This window comes from Streptosporangium sp. CA-115845 (genome assembly GCF_050943795.1).
Lineage (GTDB): Bacteria > Actinomycetota > Actinomycetes > Streptosporangiales > Streptosporangiaceae > Streptosporangium.
The window spans coordinates 3,451,832-3,470,315 of sequence record NZ_CP191988.1 but is presented as its reverse complement, the minus strand read 5'-3'; the positions used below and the strand labels follow the sequence as shown (position 1 = coordinate 3,470,315).

15 protein-coding genes are annotated in these 18,484 nt (G+C 68.0%); 3 read left to right on the top strand and 12 right to left on the bottom strand.

Translation table 11 applies throughout. The features are described from left to right. Window positions 1–762, bottom strand: coding sequence for a DeoR/GlpR family DNA-binding transcription regulator (locus ACQP0P_RS17935; RefSeq protein WP_433378002.1), 762 nt, complete (start codon window positions 760–762; stop codon window positions 1–3). Window positions 763–1,061: 299 nt separating this feature from the next. Between ACQP0P_RS17935 and ACQP0P_RS17930 the strand changes: the two genes are divergently transcribed. Beyond that, window positions 1,062–1,310 (top strand): SAV_915 family protein, encoded by a 249-nt coding sequence (locus tag ACQP0P_RS17930; protein WP_350966380.1) that lies wholly within the window; start codon window positions 1,062–1,064, stop codon window positions 1,308–1,310. A gap of 277 nt (window positions 1,311–1,587) precedes the next feature. On the opposite strand, the gene ACQP0P_RS17925 is transcribed toward ACQP0P_RS17930, so the two are convergent. The 7 genes from ACQP0P_RS17925 to ACQP0P_RS17895 form a co-directional block, all read right to left on the bottom strand. Then, a complete protein-coding gene (locus tag ACQP0P_RS17925) occupies window positions 1,588–2,256 on the bottom strand; it encodes a response regulator (protein WP_350966379.1) in 669 nt (222 codons plus the stop codon). Then, a complete protein-coding gene (locus tag ACQP0P_RS17920) occupies window positions 2,253–4,790 on the bottom strand; it encodes a DUF4118 domain-containing protein (RefSeq protein WP_433381937.1) in 2,538 nt (845 codons plus the stop codon). The genes ACQP0P_RS17925 and ACQP0P_RS17920 overlap by 4 nt, the downstream gene beginning before the upstream one ends. Window positions 4,791–4,798: 8 nt before the next feature. Continuing rightward, window positions 4,799–5,644: a potassium-transporting ATPase subunit C gene (locus tag ACQP0P_RS17915; protein ID WP_433377997.1), complete on the bottom strand. Its 846-nt coding sequence runs from the start codon at window positions 5,642–5,644 to the stop codon at window positions 4,799–4,801. Next, on the bottom strand, window positions 5,645–7,795 hold the full coding sequence (gene kdpB / locus ACQP0P_RS17910; protein WP_433377994.1) for a potassium-transporting ATPase subunit KdpB: 2,151 nt from the start codon (window positions 7,793–7,795) through the stop codon (window positions 5,645–5,647). Then, entirely contained in the window at window positions 7,795–9,456 is a 1,662-nt protein-coding gene (kdpA, locus tag ACQP0P_RS17905; RefSeq protein ID WP_433377991.1) for a potassium-transporting ATPase subunit KdpA, read from the bottom strand. Before kdpA ends, kdpB begins: the two co-directional genes overlap by 1 nt. Next, a complete protein-coding gene (gene kdpF, locus ACQP0P_RS17900) occupies window positions 9,456–9,545 on the bottom strand; it encodes a K(+)-transporting ATPase subunit F (protein ID WP_225265852.1) in 90 nt (29 codons plus the stop codon). The genes kdpA and kdpF overlap by 1 nt, the downstream gene beginning before the upstream one ends. Window positions 9,546–9,819: 274 nt before the next feature. Next, window positions 9,820–11,712, bottom strand: coding sequence for an amino acid transporter (locus tag ACQP0P_RS17895; protein ID WP_433377987.1), 1,893 nt, complete (start codon window positions 11,710–11,712; stop codon window positions 9,820–9,822). Between the two features lie 357 nt (window positions 11,713–12,069). On the opposite strand from ACQP0P_RS17895, the gene ACQP0P_RS17890 reads away from it, so the two are divergent. Next, window positions 12,070–13,026 (top strand): D-2-hydroxyacid dehydrogenase, encoded by a 957-nt coding sequence (locus tag ACQP0P_RS17890; protein ID WP_433377984.1) that lies wholly within the window; start codon window positions 12,070–12,072, stop codon window positions 13,024–13,026. A gap of 19 nt (window positions 13,027–13,045) precedes the next feature. Next, window positions 13,046–13,954 (top strand): alpha/beta fold hydrolase, encoded by a 909-nt coding sequence (locus ACQP0P_RS17885; protein WP_433377981.1) that lies wholly within the window; start codon window positions 13,046–13,048, stop codon window positions 13,952–13,954. A 286-nt stretch (window positions 13,955–14,240) separates the two neighbouring features. Here ACQP0P_RS17885 and ACQP0P_RS17880 read toward each other — a convergent pair whose 3' ends face one another. Genes ACQP0P_RS17880 through ACQP0P_RS17865 form a run of 4 tightly spaced genes read right to left on the bottom strand, consistent with a single transcriptional unit; the run spans window position 14,241 to window position 18,467 of the window. After that, window positions 14,241–15,275: an LLM class F420-dependent oxidoreductase gene (locus tag ACQP0P_RS17880; RefSeq protein ID WP_433377978.1), complete on the bottom strand. Its 1,035-nt coding sequence runs from the start codon at window positions 15,273–15,275 to the stop codon at window positions 14,241–14,243. Window positions 15,276–15,285: 10 nt separating this feature from the next. After that, the gene (locus tag ACQP0P_RS17875) at window positions 15,286–16,497 is read right to left on the bottom strand and encodes an acetyl-CoA C-acetyltransferase (protein WP_433377975.1); all 1,212 of its coding nucleotides are present in this window, start codon (window positions 16,495–16,497) and stop codon (window positions 15,286–15,288) included. A gap of 54 nt (window positions 16,498–16,551) precedes the next feature. Then, window positions 16,552–17,295: a 3-oxoacyl-ACP reductase FabG gene (gene fabG / locus ACQP0P_RS17870; RefSeq protein ID WP_433377973.1), complete on the bottom strand. Its 744-nt coding sequence runs from the start codon at window positions 17,293–17,295 to the stop codon at window positions 16,552–16,554. Further along, window positions 17,292–18,467, bottom strand: a complete 1,176-nt coding sequence (locus ACQP0P_RS17865; RefSeq protein ID WP_433377970.1) for an acyl-CoA dehydrogenase family protein — start codon at window positions 18,465–18,467, stop codon at window positions 17,292–17,294. The genes fabG and ACQP0P_RS17865 overlap by 4 nt, the downstream gene beginning before the upstream one ends. Window positions 18,468–18,484: the final 17 nt, after the last annotated feature.

Sequence of the window (18,484 nt, the reverse complement as noted above, 5' to 3'; positions counted from 1 at the left end):
TCACGCCCGGATCACCTCGGGCCCGGCCGCGGCCATCTCGGCCGCCACCCCGGTATCGAGCCCCACATCACTGATCACCACATCGATCTCCTGCAACGCGGCGAAACGAGACAGATAGGTATTGGCGAACTTGGTGTGATCGGCCAGCAACACACACCGCTGCGCCGCGGTGACCATCGCCCGTTTGATCGCGGCCTCAGCCGGATCCGGCGTCGTCAGCCCCTTGGCCACCGAACAACCGTTGGCCGCCATGAACGCCACGTCCACATGCAGATCCGCCAACGGCCGCAGCGCCCAGTCATCAACCGTGGCCAGGGTCCGCCCCCGCACCCGCCCACCCAACATGAACACCGTCAAATTCGCGCGGGTGGCCAACGCGGCCGCCAACGGCGGCGAGTTCACGATCACCGTCAACTCCCGATCCACCGGCAACGCCTGCACCAAACGACCCGTCGTGGTGCCCGCGTCAATGATGATCGCGCCATCCTGCGGCAACTCGGCCAGCGCCGCCTTGGCGATACGCTCCTTCTCCACCGTCATCACCTCATCGCGCGTCGCGAGGGCAGGCTCGAAACCTAGGCGCTCGACCGGGATCGCCCCGCCGTGCACACGCCGCAACACCCCCGAACGCTCCAACGCGGTCAGGTCCCGGCGGATCGTCTCAGTCGTGACGCCGAACCGTTCCGCCAGGGTCACCACGTCGACCCGCCCGGTGGCCCGGGCCTCACACAGGATCTCCTGCTGCCGTTCCTCGGCGTACATCTTGTTGGTTCACCGCCGTTTCAATGTTGTTTTACATGTCTTTATACCCGAGTATGTTGCATGTCAAGGGTCGATGAGAACCGCTCTGTCATGAGTTTCATGAACCTGTGACCTTCACGCACCGGCTCGCGATCATGCTGGGCGTCTGTCTTCGGTGAGGTCAGCGCTGGTTGGAGCCACACCATGTCAACGCGTCATAAGTACTTCCGCGATTGCCGTCTTGATCCCGTAGCGATCACGCTCATGCTCCCCGCGCGGCTCTAGCGTCGCTGGTGTACGAGTTCTCACCAGGAGGAAGCATGTTGTACGTCCCGGTCCGTCAAGGCGCGTTCAGCACGTCACTGCGCCTGTTCAGGACTGCTGCGGGGAAGCGGACGGCGGTCGCCTTCACCTCACCGATGCGCCTGGCCAAGGTGCTCGGCTCCGATCAGCACTGGGTACGGCTCAGCGAGCCCGCGCTCAGGAGCATGCTCAAGGAACTGGACACCATCGGCATCGTGATCGACCCCGCAGGGACGATGGCCCGGCACTCCGCCAAGACCGCATGATGTGCGTCATCGCGGCGATCGCACGGGGAGCGAGGACCAGCGGTTCGGCCCGTCGATCGCGGCGGGCGGTGCCGCGGCCCGGGTGCCGGCACGGGGCTCGCCGGAGCTCACCGGAGCTCACCCGCCTGATGCGCGGGGAAGTCGGCCTCTGATCGAATGCGAGAAGCGCGGACAGTCACTCGGCTGCCCGCGCTTCGTCGTTGCCGGTCAGGGATCCCGGAGCACCGTGAGCAGCGCCAAACCGGTGAGCGGCCTGAAGGAGAACGCAAGGCTTCGATCAGGCCTTGAAGCGGTACCCCATACCGGGCTCGGTGATCAGGTGAGCTGGATGCCCGGCGTCGCGTTCGAGTTTGCGCCGCAGCTGGGCCATGTACTGCCGTAGATAGTGGGTCTCCTTGACGTACTTGACCCCCCATACCTCGGTCAGCAGCTGCCGCTGGCTGACGAGCTTGCCCGGATTGTGTAGCAGGATCTCCAGGATGTGCCATTCGGTCGGCGTCAGCCGTGCCCCGCCGGAGATCGTCTTGTTGGTCAGGTCCACCACGTGGTCGCCGATCGTGATGCTGGCCAGCTCCGCCTCCTGCGCGGACGTGCGGCGCGACACCGCGCGGATCCTGGCCAGCAACTCGTCGATGCCGAACGGCTTGGTGACGTAGTCGTCGGCGCCGGCGTCGAGGGCGTCGACCTTGTCCTGGTTGCCCGCCCTGCCGGACAGCACGATGATCGGCATCGAGGTCCAGCCGCGCAGCCCGTGAATGACGTCGACGCCGTCGAGGTCGGGCAGCCCGAGGTCGAGCACCACCAGGTCAGGATGCCAGTCGGCCGCCTGGCGCAGGGCCGCGCCACCGTCGGTGGCCACCGCCACCTCGTAGTGGCGGGCGATCAGGTTGATGCGAAGCGCCCGCAGGATCTGCGGTTCGTCGTCGACGACGAGAATGCGTGTCATGCGATCACGGCTCTGGATGAGATGGGCAGTGTCAAGATCATGGTGAGACCTCCCCCTGGTGTCTCCTCCGGTACGAGAGAGCCGCCCATCGCCTCACTGAGCCCTCTGGAGAGCGCGAGGCCAAGGCCGACCCCCGAATGGTTGTCCCGATCGCCGAGCCGCTGGAACGGCTTGAAGACCTGGTCATGTGCTTCTGGCGGAATCCCCGGACCGCGGTCGATCACCCGGATCTCCACGTGGTCGCCGTACCAGCTGCCGGTGACCAGCACCCGTTCGCCCGGTGGGCTGTAGCGGACGGCATTGGACACCAGGTTCACCAGCACCCGCTCCAGCAGGGCGGGGTCGGCGATCACCTCGGGCAGTTCGACGGAGATGTCCCCCTTGACGCGATCCCGGAGCGGGCCCAGGTCGTCCATCGCCCTGGGCAGGACCTCCTCCAGGGCGACCGGCTGGAGGGCGGTCCCAAGCACGCCCGCCTGCAGCCTGCTCATGTCGAGCAGGTTGTCCACCAGGCGATTCAACTTGACCAGCGACTCGTCCGCCGTGGCGAGCAACTCCTCCCGGTCCTCCGCGGACCAGTCGATCTCGGTGTTGCGCAGGCTCTCCACGGCGGCTTTGGCCGAAGCCAGCGGAGTACGCAGGTCGTGGCTGACGGCGGCGAGCAGCGCGGTGCGCATCTTGTCCGCCTCGGCCAGCGGCCTGGCCCGTTCGGCCTCCTCCTCCAGCCGCCGCTGACGCAGCGCGACGGCGGTCTCCGCGGCGAACGCCTCCAGCACCCTGCGGTCGGAGGCGTCGAGCAGTCCCCCACGCACCGCGAGCACCAGGTTCTCGTCGATCACCACATCGGTGTCGGCGATTCCAGGGCTGGTGCACGGCTCGCCCCCGGAAGTGGCCACGATCCGCCACGCCTCCGGCTCCGACTGATCGTCAGGGGTTGGCGGTCCCGTCCGCTCCAGGAGCGTGGCGGACGCGAGCCCGAACGTCTCCTTGATCCGGGCGAGCAGCGACGGCAGGGCGGCCTCGCCACGCAGGACGTGACCGGCGAGCGTCGACAGGACCTCGGCGTCCGCAGTGGCCCTGGCCGCCTCTCTGGTACGGCGGGCCGCCACGTCGACCACCAGGCTCACCATGATCGCGACCAGCACGTAGACGAGGAGCGCGAGCAGGTTCTCCGGATCGTAGATCGTGAACTGGTCGACCGGCGGCGTGAAGTAGTAGTTCAGCAGCAGGAACCCGCCGATGGCCGCCGTCACCGCAGGCCACATGCCACCCACCAGGGAGACGCCGACGACCATCAGCAGGAAGATCAGGATCTCGCTCGGCAGCGCCAGATCATCCCTGAACGGGAAAAAACCCGCGGTCAGCGCGGGCATACCGAGCACCGCCATCACCCAGCCGATGATCCTGCGCTTGCGGGTCAGCGCGGCTCGCGAGCTCGCGTGGCGGCGGCCCTTCTTGACCTCCGCATGGGTGATCATGTGGACGTCGATCGAACCCGACAACGCGGTCGTCTCCACCCCGACGCCCCGGGACAGGATCTGGGCGAACCTGCCCCGCCTGGACGCGCCGAGCACGAGCTGGGTGGCGTTCACCCCGCCGGCGAAGTCGAGCAGTGCGCGCGGGATGTCGTCGCCGACCACCTGGTGGTAGGTGCCGCCCATGTCCTCCACGAGGGTGCGCTGGCGAGCCAGGCTGGCCGGATCGCCGCCGGTCAGGCCGTCCGCCCTGGTGACGTGGACGGCCAGCAGGTCGGCGCCCTTGCTGCGCGCCGCGATGCGGGCCGCGCGCCGTACCAGGGTGTCGCCTTCCGGGCCGCCGGTGAGCGCGACCACCACCCGCTCGCGTGCTTCCCAGGTTTTGACGATGCCCTGCTCGGCGCGGTAGCGGTCGAGCTGGTCGTCGACTTTTCCCGCGACCCAGAGCAGGGCGAGTTCGCGCAGCGCGGTCAGGTTGCCGATCCTGAAGTAGTTGGACAACGCGGCGTCCACCTTCTCCGGTGCGTAGATGTTGCCGTGGGCCATCCGCCTGCGCAGCGCATCGGGCGACATGTCGACCAGCTCGACCTGATCGGCCCGCCGTACCACCTCATCCGGTACGGTCTCCCGCTGCGGAATGCCGGTGATCTGCTGGACGACGTCGTTGACCGACTCCAGGTGCTGGATGTTGACGGTGGAGACGACGTCGATGCCGGCGTCGAGGATCTCCTCGATCTCCTGCCAGCGCTTGGTATTGCGCGAGCCTGGGATGTTGGTGTGCGCCAGCTCGTCGATCAGCGCCACCTTCGGCGCCCGCTCGATGACGGCATCGACGTCCAGCTCGGTGAAGTGGCTCCCCCGGTAGGCCAGCGTCCTGCGAGGGAGGACCTCCAGACCGTCGAGCAGTTCGGCGGTGTGGGGGCGGCCGTGGGTCTCGACGAAACCCACGACCACGTCCCTGCCACGCTCCAGCGCCCTGCGTCCCTCGTTGAGCATCGCGAAGGTCTTACCGACTCCGGGAGCCGCCCCGAGGTAGACCCGTAGCCGCCCGCGTGGCACCGCGATCACTACTCCTTGTCGAGGGCCAGGTTGAGTTCGAGCACGTTGACCGCGGGCTCGCCCATGAAACCGAGGGCGCGCCCTGTGGTGTGCTCCTGGATGAGCGCCTTGACCCTGGCGAGGTCCGTTTTGCGCTCCTTGGCCACTCGCGGGGCCTGCAGGTCGGCGTAGGCCACCGAGATGTGCGGGTCGAGGCCCGAGGCGCTGGCTGTGACGGCATCGGCAGGCACCTCGACCTTCGTCACACCGCCACGGATCGGGACGGTCTTGCCGGCGGCGTAGTCCTCGCCCGGCTTGCCGCACTCCACCTTCAGACCCTGGTACTCGGCGATGAAGGGGATACCGGGGCAGGCCTGGTTGACGCTGACCGCGCGGTCGGAGAAGACCTTCAGCACCGCGCCCACACCGTCACCGGTGCAGTACGGCCTGGCGCCGCTGACGCCCTCCAGCTCACCGACCGCCTTGGAGCGGGCGCAGACCTGGGTGAGCAGGCTCTGCCTGCCCTCGTCGTCCTTCGCGCCGGGGACGGGAAGGACGTCCAGGACATCCTCGGGTCCCAGGTTGCTGGCGGCCGTCGACTGCATGTCGTACCCGTCACCCGCGGCCGACGGGCGGCTCTGGAAGTAGGTCCTGACGGGGTTGCCGTCCTTGTCGGTGAAGTTCTGGCCGATGATGGCGCTGCCCACGTCCTTGCCGTCCTGCTGGACGATCGAGCCGTTGGCATTGCCGTTGAACAGGGCCTGGGCCACGCCGGTGGTGACCAGCGGGTAGATCACGCCGAGGAGCACCGTGAGGACGGCGACCGCCCTGGCGGCTGCGAGGTGCTGGCGGACCCAGCTTGGTAGGCGTTCCATTTATGACATCCCCGGAAGGAACTGGATGAGCAGGTCGATGATCTTGATGCCGATGAACGGGGCGACGATGCCGCCCAGTCCGTAGACGTATAGGTTGCGGCTGAGCAGTTTCGACGCGCTCGAAGGGCGGTAGCGAACACCCCTGAGCGCCAGCGGGATCAGCGCGACGATCACCAGGGCGTTGAAGACGACCGCGGACAGGATCGCCGACTGCGGGCTGGCCAGCCGCATGATGTTCAGCGCGTCCAGGCCGGGATAGACCGCCGCGAACATCGCGGGAATGATCGCGAAGTACTTGGCGATGTCGTTGGCGATCGAGAACGTGGTCAGCGCGCCACGGGTGATGAGCAGTTGCTTGCCGATCTCGACGATCTCGATGAGCTTGGTCGGGTTGGAGTCGAGGTCGACCATGTTGCCGGCCTCCTTGGCGGCCGACGTGCCGGTGTTCATCGCCACCCCGACGTCGGCCTGCGCGAGCGCGGGCGCGTCGTTGGTGCCGTCGCCGGTCATCGCGACCAGCCGGCCGCCCTCCTGCTCCGACCTGATCAGCGCGAGCTTGTCCTCGGGAGTCGCCTCGGCCAGGAAGTCGTCCACCCCGGCCTCGTCCGCGATCGCCTTGGCGGTGAGCGGGTTGTCACCGGTGATCATGACGGTGCGGATGCCCATCCGGCGCATCTCGTCGAACCGCTCGCGCATGCCCTGCTTGACGACGTCCTTGAGGTGAATGACCCCCAGCACCCGCGCCTTACCGTCGACGATCTCACCGACGACCAGCGGGGTACCACCCGAGGCCGAGATGCCGTCGACCAGGTGGCCGACCTCCTCGGTCGCGCGGCCGCCGTTCTCGCGTATCCACTTCATCACGGCCGTCGCCGCGCCCTTACGCACCTGCCGGCCGTCGACGTTGACCCCCGACATGCGGGTCTGGGCGGTGAATTCCACCCACTCGGCGTGGGCGAGCTCGCCTGGCTGACGTTCGCGCAAGCCGTACGCCTGCTTGGCGTAGACCACGATCGAGCGGCCCTCGGGCGTCTCGTCGGCGAGGCTCGCAAGCTGCGCGGCAGCGGCCAGGTCGTCGGCGGGGATCCCCGAGGCGGGCTGGAACTCCGACGCCTGCCGGTTGCCCAGCGTGATCGTGCCGGTCTTGTCGAGCAACAGGGTGCTGACGTCTCCTGCCGCCTCGACCGCACGGCCGGACATGGCCAGGACGTTGCGCTGGACCAGCCGGTCCATGCCCGCGATTCCGATGGCCGACAGCAGCGCGCCGATCGTGGTCGGGATGAGGCAGACCAGCAGCGAGACCAGCACGACGCCGGTGACGCCGTCGCCCGTCAGGGCGAGAGAGTCGGCGATGCCGGGGTTGACGTTCTTGGCGTAGATCGCCATCGGCTGCATGGTGACGGTGGCGACCAGGAAGATGATCGTCAAAGCGGCCAGCAGGATGTTCAGCGCGATCTCGTTGGGCGTCTTCTGCCGGTCGGCACCCTCGACCAGGGCGATCATCCGGTCGATGAAGCTCTCGCCCGGCTTCTGGGTGATGCGAACGATGATCCGGTCGGACAACACCCTGGTGCCGCCGGTCACCGCCGAGCGGTCACCACCCGATTCGCGGATCACGGGTGCGGACTCGCCGGTGATGGCCGACTCGTCGACCGAGGCGATGCCCTCGATCACGTCACCGTCGCCGGGGATGATCTCCCCGGCTTCGACGATCACGTGATCGCCCTGCTTGAGCTCCGGCGCGCCGACGGTGTCCCACGAGGACACGTTCGCGCCCGGCGCCCAGCCGGAGAGGCGACGGGCGGTGGTGTCACGCTTGGCGGCACGGAGCGTGGCGGCCTGCGCCTTTCCGCGGCCCTCCGCGACGGCCTCGGCGAGGTTGGCGAAGACCACCGTCAGCCACAGCCAGACGGCGATGGCCCAGGCGAAGAACGACGACTCGCCGGTGGCGGCGAGGACCGTGGTGGCCAGCGCGCCGATCTCCACGATCAGCATCACCGGGTTGCGCCACAGCGAGACCGGGTTCAGCTTCTTCAACGCGTCGGGCAGTGACTTGATCAACTGCTTGGGGTCGAGCAGACCACCGCCGACCCTGCCGTTCTTCTGCGGCGTCGGCGCCTGTCCCGGCGCCTCGAGCACTGGGGTGGACATTAGCTGATTCCTTCTGCGAGCGGGCCCAGCGCCAGGGCCGGGAGGAAGGTCAGGGCGACCAGGATGATCGTGACGCCGACCACCATGCCGACGAACTGCGGCCGGTGGGTGGGCAGCGTGCCTGCGGACTCGGGAACCGGGGCCTGCCTGGCCAGCGATCCTGCCAGGGCCAGCACGAAGATGATCGGCAGGAAGCGGCCGAGCACCATGCACAGGCCGAGCGCCACGTCGTACCACGGCGTGTTGACGGTGACGCCGCCGAACGCGGAGCCGTTGTTGTTCGAGGCGCTGGTGAAGGCGTAGAGGATCTCGGAGAAACCGTGTGGGCCGCTGTTCAGCATGGCCGCCAGACCCGCTTCGTTGCCCATGGCGACAGCCGTACCGACGAGCACGAGGATCGGGGTGACCAGGAAGTACATCGAGGCCAGCTTGATCTCGCGGGCGCCGATCTTCTTGCCCAGGTATTCGGGGGTACGGCCGACCATGAGCCCGGCCACGAAGACCGTGATCACGGCCAGCACCAGCATGCCGTACAGGCCGGCCCCCACGCCGCCGGGTGCGACCTCGCCCAGCATCATGTTGAACAGCGTCATCATGCCGCCGAGCGGGGTGTAGGAGTCGTGGAAGGAGTTGACCGCGCCGGTGCTCGTGAGAGTCGTCGCCGCGGCGAACGTCGCGGAGTTGGAGACGCCGAACCTGACGTCCTTGCCCTCCATCGCCGAGCCGACGGCCTGCGGCACGGTGGCGTTGGCGCCCAGCTCGAAGACGTTGGTCAGCACGACACTGGTGATGGCGATGGTCGCCATCACGGCGAGGATCGCGTACCCCTGCCTGACCTGGCCGACCATCTTGCCGAAGGCGCGCGGCATGGCGAACGGGATGAGCAGGATCAGGAAGATCTCGAACCAGTTGGTCCAGCCGGTGGCGTTCTCGAACGGGTGCGACGAGTTGGTGTTGTAGAAGCCGCCACCGTTGGTGCCGAGCTCCTTGATGACCTCCTGGCTGGCCACCGGACCGCCGGTGATCGACTGGGTGCCGCCGGTCAGGGTGCTCAGCTCATGCGGGGAGGAGAGGTTCTGCACCAGACCGCCGGCCACCAGCACCAGTGCGCCGACGAAGGCGATGGGCAGCAGGATACGGACCGTGCCGCGCACCAGGTCGACCCAGAAGTTGCCGATGGTGTCGGCCCGGTTGCGGGCGAAGCCGCGCACCAGCGCGATCGCCACCGCCATGCCGACGGAGGCGGACACGAAGTTCTGTACGGCCAGCGCGGCCATCTGCACCAGGTGGCCCATGGTGGACTCACCCGAGTAGGCCTGCCAGTTGGTGTTGGTGACGAAGCTGATCGCGGTGTTCCACGCGATGTGGTCGGGCACCGGGTCGAAGCCGAGTGACAACCACAACCTGTCCTGCAGGCGCTGCACGCCGTACACGAACAGGATCGACACGACGGAGAAGGCCAGCACACTGCGGGCGTAAACACCCCACCGCTGCTCGGTGTCCGGGCGGACGCCGAGCAGACGGTAGATGCCGCGCTCGACGACGTTGTGCCTGACGCCCGAGTACACGCGGTACATGTAGTCGCCGAGCGGCTTGTGCGTCAGCGCGAGGGCGACGATGAGGGATGCGACGAATATGATCCCGGCTGCTGTCGTACTCACTAGAACCGCTCCGGGAACAGCAGAGCCGCGACCATGAAGATCACCAGGCCGACGGCCACCACGAGGCCGGTGGCGTTGACGGCGCTCACAGGCGCTCCACCGCCTTGACGACGAATCCGAAGATCACGAACAACGTGATCGTCAGGGCGACGAAGATGACGTCGGCCATCCCCACTCCTCTAATCCGAATGTTTGCTCTTCTAACACCCATAGAAAAGCGGGATATTTGGGAGATTTTGCCGCCCTTAACGCATTTCATACGCCCGTAGGCCAACTGTTGACACCTTCTTGACGGCACGGCGGAAACGGCGCACAGGGATGCCGTCGAGACAGGCGCGCCCGCGCTTCACCGAGGAGCGCGGCTCACCCGACGTGGACGTGCGGCCTGCGGGCGATGTCCGGTTCCGCCTGGCGGAGCACCTCTCGGGTCATCGGTGGTACGTCTCCGCCGCCGAACAGCAGGTAGCGCAGCATCGCCGCCACCGGATTGCCCTCGGTCCAGTGGAAGTAGATGTGCGGTATCCGGCCCGTACGGTCACGCAGGTCGAGCAGGAGCGCGGCCAGCGAGTTGGGCACCGTGGGACTCTCGAAGCGCAGGATCCGGTGGCCGAAGCGTTCCTCGCCGTGCACGACCAGCTCGGTCTCGAACTCCGAGGCGTCGACGACCGTCACCTCGACGAACATGACCTGCTCCGAGCTGCGCAGGCGGTGGTTGAACCACTGCTCGCGCAGCTTGTCGTTGTACTCGGCCTGGTCACGTTCGTGCGGCTCGTTGGCGATCAGGTGCACCTCGCCGCAGGCCCCGTTGACGAACTGCCCGGCCAGCGCGTCATAGGTCACCTCGGTGACGCGCAGCTCGGTGGAGCGGGTCGTCCGGGAGATGAGCGAGGTCACGATGATCGCCACGATGAAGAAGGACGCTATCTTCACCCCGTCCGGGCGCTCGAACACGTTGTCCACCAGCGTGAAGGCGAAGACGGCGGAGACGGCGGCGAAGCCGCCCATCAGCCTGGTCTGACCCTTGCGCCACGCGGACAGCGTCACGGCGACGGAGGCGGACAGGATCAGCACGAGCACACCGGTGGCGTAGGCACCGCCCTGGGCTTCGACGTCGGCGTCGAAGATGATCGTGATGGCGAAGCCGATCGCGCTGAACACCAGGACCAGCGGGCGTACGGCCCGCGTCCAGTCGGGCGCCATGCCGTACCTGGGCAGATAGCGCGGCACCAGATTGATCAGGCCCGCCATCGCCGACGCCCCGGCGAACCAGAGGATCGCGATGGTGCTGACGTCGTACAACGTGCCGAACCAGTCGCCGAGGAAACCGTGCGCGAGGAATGCCAGCGCCCGCCCTGAGGCCTTGCCGCCCTCCTCGAACTCCCGCTCCGGGATCAGCACGGTGGTGACGAGGCTACTGAAGATCAGAAAGACGCTCATGATGATGGCCGCCGAGGTCAGCAGCCGCTTGGTGCCCTTGATCCGGGCCTGGACATCACCCTTGACGATCGGCATCACCGCGACGCCCGTCTCGAACCCCGACAGGCCCAGCGCGAGCTTCGGCATCACCAGCAGGGAAAGCCCGATCATGGCCATCGGGCTGGTGTAGGTCGTGGTCAGCGCGTGTTGCCAGTCGATGACCAGGTTGGGGGCATCGAGCACGTGCGTGACGGCCACAGCCACCACGATCGCGTTGAGCACGAGGTAGACGCCCACGAGGACGACGGCGATGCCGATCGCCTCGCTGAAACCCATCAGGAACACCCCGCCGAGCAGCGCGAGCAGCACGAGCGTGACCAGCACCCGCCGGCCCGCCAGGAAGTCGGGGACGAACGGGTTCTCCAGGATGTGGGCCGTCGCGTCGGCGGCCGAGAGCGTCATCGTGATGACGAAGTCGGTGGCGGCGAACCCGAGGAGAGCGAGCACGAACAACTTGCCCCACCACTGCGGGGCCAGCTTTTCCAGCATCGCGATCGAGCCCTGGCCGTGCGGGCTCTCCTCCGCGACCCTGCGGTAGACGGGCAGCGCCCCGAACAGGGTGAGCATGACCAGCAGCAGCGTCGCCAGCGGTGACAGCGCGCCGGCCGCGAGCGCCGCGATGCCCGGCTGGTAACCGAGGGTGGAGAAGTAGTCGACGCCCGTGAGGCACATGACCTGCCACCACGTGTGCTTCTTGGGCGGACCGTGCTCGATCTGCCTACGGTCGGTCTGTAGGCCCTTGAGCAGCCACGTCTGTAGTGGCCCAGTCGTGCCGGCCACTGTCGGCCCCCCACATCAATTATCCGTAAAGACGCAATGCACACTACTGACGTCAGAGCCCATCGATTCATGGCCGGGCGTCAAGAAAACGTCAATATTCACAGACAGGGCATATGTCGCCATAAAGGGAAAGATCGTGCACCGGCGAGGGCGAACAGCGCGACGGGCATGGCGACTCCTGAGCCGTACCGGTGCGAGCCGCCCCTCGGGATCGGGCGGGCGCGACCGGGGCGGCCGGCACTCACCGGCGATCCCGTCCCGTCCGCACAGACCGGCCGCCGGACGCACCCCCAAGCAAGATAGCTATAATAGTATTGATTACATCTTAGTCACCTGAATACAGGCGGGAACGGGACAATGCGCGTCGGCAAGATCACCAAGGTGCACTGCTACGGCAGGTTCGCCATCGACGCGCTGGACGCCTCGATGTCCGCACTCGGAGGTCGCCGGCTGATCGCCTGCCGTACGGAAACGGAGTTCGTCGCCGAGCTCGGCCAGATCGAAGCCGTCCTCGGCATCGGTATGCCGGTCGACAACTGGTCCCGCGCCGAGCGCCTCCGCCTCATTCACCTCATCGGCTCTGGCGCCGACAGCCTTCTCCCGGCGAAAGGCCTGTCCTCGGACGTGCAGGTGGCGAACGCCCGCGGCATATCCGCGCCGGCCATGGCCGAGTTCGCCGTCTCGACGCTCCTCGGCCTGACGAAGAGGCTCCCCGATGCGCTGACCAGCCAGCACGCCCGGGAGTGGAAGCGCCATCACCCCCGCCTGATCTCGGGCGCCACCCTTCTGGTCGTGGGAGCCGGCCCGGTGGGGCGCGAGGTGGCACAACGCGCCAGGGCGCTGGGCATGTACGTGATCGGGATCCGCAGAACCGGAGCGCCGCATCCAGGGTTCGACGAGATGCACTCGGCCGACCGCTTCGCGCAACTGGCGACCAGAGCGGACGCCATCGTCATGGCGGTTCCCGCGACAGCGCGGACACGTCAGATGCTGAACGCCGACGTTCTCGATCGATGCACCGCGAACTGCCTGATCATCAACGTCTCGCGTGGCGATGTCATCGACGAGGAGGCGCTGTCCGCCCGCCTTCACGCCGGCGTCCTCGGAGGCGCCGCACTCGATGTGTTCCAGCGTGAACCGCTGCCAGCCACCAGCCCGCTGTGGGACGCGCCCAACACGATCATCACACCGCACGTCTCATGGAGCACCCCGGACTATCCGTCACGAGTGGTCGATCTGTTCTTCACGAACATCGAACGCGTCGAGTCCGGCCAACCCGTGATCAATCCGGTGGACCATGTCCGCGGATACTAGGCGCCGAGGAGCCATCGCCATGAGCATCGTGCATACCGCCCCTCCCTGGTTCCGCGACGCGCTCGCGCATCCGGTCGACGAACACCAGGTGATCGTCTCCGGGATACCGATCCACTACCGGGCTTGGGGACGGGAGGGTCGGCCAGGCATCGTGTTCGTGCACGGTGCGGCCGCCCATTCCAGGTGGTGGGACCACATCGCTCCTCAATTCGCCGACGAACGCCGCGTCGTCGCGCTGGATCTGTCCGGGCATGGCGACAGCGGCCATGCCGAGCACTACAGCTACGAGGATTGGGCGAATCAGGTGCTGGACGTCGCGCGTGACGCGGGGATCGCCGGCGGCCTGGTTCTCGTCGGGCACAGCATGGGCGCCCTGGTCTCACTGCGTACGGCGATCTCCTTCGGTGAGCGGCTCATCGGCGCCGTCTGCGTCGACGGCGCGGTACACGACGTCACGGCCGAAGAAATGATCGCGCGACGCCAACATGCCTTACGGCGACCCCGTCTCTACCCGACGCGCGAGGCGGCGATAGCACGGTTCCATCCCATCCCCGAGGTCGGGCGGGCCCATCGATACATCGTCGACCACCTCGCCGAGACGTCCATCCGGGCGGCCGAAGGAGGATGGGTCTGGAAGTTCGATCCCCGCCTCTTCGGCCAGAGCCCTCTCACACCCGACCAACTGCTCACTCCGCCCTGCCAGATCGCTCTCATCCGCGCTCAGTACGGCCTGCCGACCGTGGAAACGTTCGAGCTGATGCACAGGCTGCTGGGCAGTTCGCCACCGATCATCGAGATCGCCGACTCCGGACATCACGTCATGCTCGACCAGCCGCTTCCCCTCGTCGCCGAGTTGCGCTCGATATTCGCGAGCTGGGGCTGGGAAAGCCCCCGGACCGATCCGCACGATCGCGAACGATCCCGATGACGACACACCTCAACCGCCTACCGGCGTGCCGGTGGACCGCCGGAAGGAACGGGAGCGACTCGTCATCGAGCCGCTCCCGGGGCGATCAACTCGGCTGAGAGCCGGGCGACGTTCACCACACCGGGCCACCACACCGTGGACCCCACGATCCCCCAGACGCCGTAGCAGAGCAGATCTCGGTCATGTGACTCTGCGTGGTGATGGTGCTGAACTCGTGGATGTAGATCTTGTCGTTGACGGACGTGCCTCCAGACCTCGTAGGGGGCGGCGCACCGCGGCCAGCGGCTCAGCCGTGGACGAGCTCGGCGATCGCGGCCAGCCGCGCGGGGGCACCGGAGACCAACACCGTCGTGACCAGCGACGACCGCCAGACGTCGAGTTCCTCGGCGATCTTCGATCGCGGTCCGACCAGCGCGACCTTCTCCACCATCGCCAGCGGTATCGCGGCCGCGGCCTCTTCCTTGCGTCCCTCCAGGTAGAGCTCCTGGACCCGGGCGCACTCCGCCTCGAAGCCCATTCGCGCGAAGGCCTCGAAGTGGAAGTTGGCGCCCCTGGCGCCCATGCCTCCGACGTAGAGCGCGAGCATCGGCCGGACACGATCGGCCGCGGCTTCGACGTCGTCGTCGATCTCGACGTTCACCCGGCACGTCACCTCGAACGTCTCCCGGGTACGGCGCGCCTCCCGCCGGGCGAACCCCTCATCAAGGGACGCCCGGTAGTGCGCGTCGTCGTAGGGGGAATAGAACATCGCCAGCCAACCGTCGGCGATCTCGGCCGCGAGAGCCACGTTCTTCGGCCCCTCTGCGGCGAGGAGGATCGGCAGGTCGGCGCGTAGCGGATGAATGGTCGAGCGCAGCGGCTTCCCGAGCCCGCTGCCACCCGGGTACGGCAGGCGATAGTGCTCACCCTCGAAGGCCGCCTTCTCGCGCGCCATCACCTGACGCAGGATCGCAACGTACTCCCGCGCGCGCGCGAGCGGCTTGGGGTACGGCTGGCCGTACCAGCCCTCGACGACCTGCGGGCCGGAGGCGCCGAGCCCGAGTACGAACCTGCCTCCCGACAGGTGATCGAGCGTCATCGCCGCCATCGCCGTGGCCACCGGCGTCCGCGCGGACATCTGCATGATGGACGTGCCGAGCCTCATCCGCCCGGTCCTGCCGCCCAGCCAGGCGAGCGGTGTGAGCGCGTCCGAACCGTACGCCTCGGCGGCCCACATCGAGTCGTACCCGAGTCGCTCGGCGGCCATGACCAGCTCGGCGAGTCCGGGCGGCGGCCCTGCTCCCCAGTAGCCCAGCGCGAGTCCAAGCTTGAGATCGCTCATGGCCCGCCGCTCAGCCGACCCGCTCGAAGACAGCCGCGATGCCCTGACCCCCGCCGATGCACAACGTGGCCAGGCCGTACCGCTGTTCACGGCGCTGCAGCTCGCGAGCGAGGGCGCCGACCATGCGCGTCCCGGTGGCGCCGACCGGATGGCCGAGCGAGATCCCGGACCCGCGCGGATTGGTGCGTTCGAGATCCTTCTGGCCGAAGCCCCACTCGCGCATCACCGCGATGGCCTGCGCCGCGAAGGCCTCGTTCAGTTCGATGACATCGATGTCCGACAACCTGATTCCAGCACGTGCAAGGGCGATCTCGGTGGCCGGGACGGGGCCGATGCCCATGCGGTGCGGCTCGACGGCCGCGAGACCCGAGGAAACCAGTCGTACCAGCGGCCGCAGCCCGAGTTCCTCGGCCCGCCGCGTCGTCGTGACGACGCACAGGGCGGCGGCGTCGTTCTGGCCACTCGCGTTGCCGGCGGTCACCGTCGACTCGGGATCGATCGCCGCCCGCATCGGACGGAGGCGGGCGAGCGCTTCCATCGTGGTGTCGGCGCGAGGATGCTCGTCGTGGCCGACGATCACGTCGCCGCCCTTGGCGGGAACGGTCACAGGAATGATCTCCTCCGCGGACGCGCCACTGCGCTGCGCCTCGACGGCCCGCGCGTGGGACAGGACCGCGATGGCGTCCTGCTCCGAGCGCGGGATCGCGTACTCGCGGCGGAGGTTCTCCGCGGTCTCCAGCATGCCACCGGGAACGGGGTGGCGGCGGCCGCCGGCGGTGACCCGGCCGCGCTCCAGGCTGTCGTGGAACACGACCCCGCCCTGGCGGGCGCCCCACCGCATGTCGCCGGAGAAATGTGCGGCGTTGCTCATGCTCTCCACGCCGCCGGCGATCACCAGCCGGGCGTCACCGGCCATGACCTGCTGTGCGGCGTACAGAATGGACTGGAGACCGGATCCGCAGCGCCGATCTATGGTGAGGCCGGGCACCGTGACCGGCAGGCCGGCGTCCAGCGCCACCACGCGTCCGATGGCCGGTGCCTCACTCGTCGGGTAGCAGTGCCCGAGAACCACGTCGTCGACCGCGTCCGGTTCGATGCCCGTGCGGTCGAGCAGCCCGCGCATCGCCTGGGCGCCGAGCTCCGCCACGGACAGCCCCCTGAGCGATCCCCCGTAGCGTCCGATCGGCGTCCGTACGGGCTCACAGATCACAGCGTCACGCACGATGTACTCCTGCTTGATGTGGTCCACGCGGCGTGGACGACGGAGGCATGGCGATCACATCGATCGCCCGCCGGTCACCTCGATCACCGTGCCGGTGAGATAGCTCGCCAGGTCGGAGGCGAGGAAGAGCACGACCGCGGCGACCTCCTCCGGCTCGCCCGCGCGGCCCAGCGGGATCTCGCTCATCTTGGCGTCCCAGACACGTTGCGGCATGGCCTCGGTCATCGCCGTGCGGATGAGCCCCGGCTGTACGGCGTTGACGCGCACACCGCGCGGCGCGAGCTCCTTGGCGGCCGCCTTGGTCATGCCGACGATGCCCGCCTTGGCCGCCGAATAGTTGGTCTGGCCGATGTTGCCGACCTTCGCCGACAGGGACGACATGTTGACGATCGACCCGCGCCCCTGTTCCCGCATGATCGGGGCCGCCGCGCGCAGCCCGTTCCAGCAGCCTTTGAGGTGAACGTCGATGACGTCGTCGAACTGCTGCTCGGTCATCGTCCGCAGGGTGGCGTCGCGGGTGATCCCCGCGTTGTTCACCAGCACATCCGCGGCGCCGAAGGCGTCGAGGGCGTGCCCCACGAGTCGCTCGACCTGCTCGCCCCTGCGGACGTCGCAGACCGCCGCGCGGGCGGCGGACGGTCCGCCCAGCTCCTCGACCGCGGTGTCGAGGCGTGCCTCGTCGAGGTCACCGATGACGACCCTGGCCCCGTGCGCCACGAACATCCTCGCGATGGCCAGCCCGATCCCCTGGGCCCCGCCGGTGACGACGGCGGTGCGCCCGCCGAGCAGGCCCGTCACCGCTGCGCCGCCGCGGCGCGGAGGAGCTGCCTGGCGATGATCGTCTTCTGAACCTCGCTGGTGCCCTCGTAGATGCGATACAGACGGGCGTCGCGGTAGAAGCGCTCGACCGGTACCCCGTGGACGTAGCCGCTGCCACCGTGGATCTGCACCGCCCGGTCGGCGACGCGCCCCACCATCTCGCTGCAGAAGAGCTTCGCGCTCGACGGCGCGATCCGGCGGTCGGTGTCGTCGTCGTAGGCCCCGGCCGCCGCGAGGACGAGGGCCCGGCCTGCCAGCAGATCGGTCTGCGACTCCGCGAGCATTGCCTGGACCTGCTGGAAGTCGCCGATGGTGGTGCCGCCCTGCTTCGCCGTGGCGGCGTAGGACACGCTCTCGTCGACGAGCCGCTGCGCCATGCCGACACAGCAGGCCGCGATGTGCAGCCGCCCCTTGGCGAGTGAGCGCATCGCGGCGGCGAAGCCCTCGTTCTCGACCTCGCCGACGAGGCGGGAGGCCGGCACCCGGACATCCTCAAGAAAGATCTCGGCCGTGGTCGAGCCGCGCTGGCCCATCTTCTTGTCCCGCGGTCCCACGGTCACACCTGGTGTGTCGGTGTCCACCACGAAGACGGAGATGCCCTCGGCGCCGGGTCCGCCGGTGCGGGCGAAGACCAGGAGGATGTCCGACCAGTTCGCGTTGGTGATGAAGCGCTTCTGGCCGTTGATGACGTAGTCGCCTCCGTCGGCGACGGCACGGGTGCGCAGGCCGCTGGGGTCGGACCCGGCCTCGGACTCGGTGAGCGCGAAGGCCGCGACGCACTCGCCTTCCGCCATGCGCGGCAGGAACTCCCGCTTCTGGCGTTCGGTGCCGAAGTTGACCAGGACCTGTCCCGCGATGCCGTTGTTCGTGCCGAACATCGACCGGAAGGCCGGGGTCGTGTAGCCGACCTCCAGCGCCAGCCTCGCGTCCTCCAGCGCGCCGAACCCCAGACCGCCGTACTCCTGCGGCAGCGCGTAGCCGAACAGCCCCATCTCCGCGGCACTCCGCCGGATCGCCTCGGGGATCTCATCGGTCTCCTCGATGAGATCCTCCGCGGGCACGACGACCTCACGCACGAAACTCCGGACTGTGTTGAGAACGGAGGCGAAGTCCCCGCTGTCCATCCAGGCACCCTTCCCTGCGGCGATCATTACTGGCAATAATAGCA

Excerpts from the sequence above, each read along its gene's own strand:
- ACQP0P_RS17915 (WP_433377997.1), bottom strand. The coding sequence starts at position 5,644 with ATGGAACGCCTACCAAGCTGGGTCCGCCAGCACCTCGCAGCCGCCAGG.
- ACQP0P_RS17880 (WP_433377978.1), bottom strand. The coding sequence starts at position 15,275 with ATGAGCGATCTCAAGCTTGGACTCGCGCTGGGCTACTGGGGAGCAGGG.
- ACQP0P_RS17865 (WP_433377970.1), bottom strand. The coding sequence starts at position 18,467 with ATGATCGCCGCAGGGAAGGGTGCCTGGATGGACAGCGGGGACTTCGCC.
- ACQP0P_RS17890 (WP_433377984.1), top strand. The coding sequence starts at position 12,070 with ATGCGCGTCGGCAAGATCACCAAGGTGCACTGCTACGGCAGGTTCGCC.
- ACQP0P_RS17935 (WP_433378002.1), bottom strand. The coding sequence starts at position 762 with ATGTACGCCGAGGAACGGCAGCAGGAGATCCTGTGTGAGGCCCGGGCC.
- kdpB (WP_433377994.1), bottom strand. The coding sequence starts at position 7,795 with ATGTCCACCCCAGTGCTCGAGGCGCCGGGACAGGCGCCGACGCCGCAG.
- ACQP0P_RS17925 (WP_350966379.1), bottom strand. The coding sequence starts at position 2,256 with ATGACACGCATTCTCGTCGTCGACGACGAACCGCAGATCCTGCGGGCG.
- ACQP0P_RS17930 (WP_350966380.1), top strand. The coding sequence starts at position 1,062 with ATGTTGTACGTCCCGGTCCGTCAAGGCGCGTTCAGCACGTCACTGCGC.
- ACQP0P_RS17885 (WP_433377981.1), top strand. The coding sequence starts at position 13,046 with ATGAGCATCGTGCATACCGCCCCTCCCTGGTTCCGCGACGCGCTCGCG.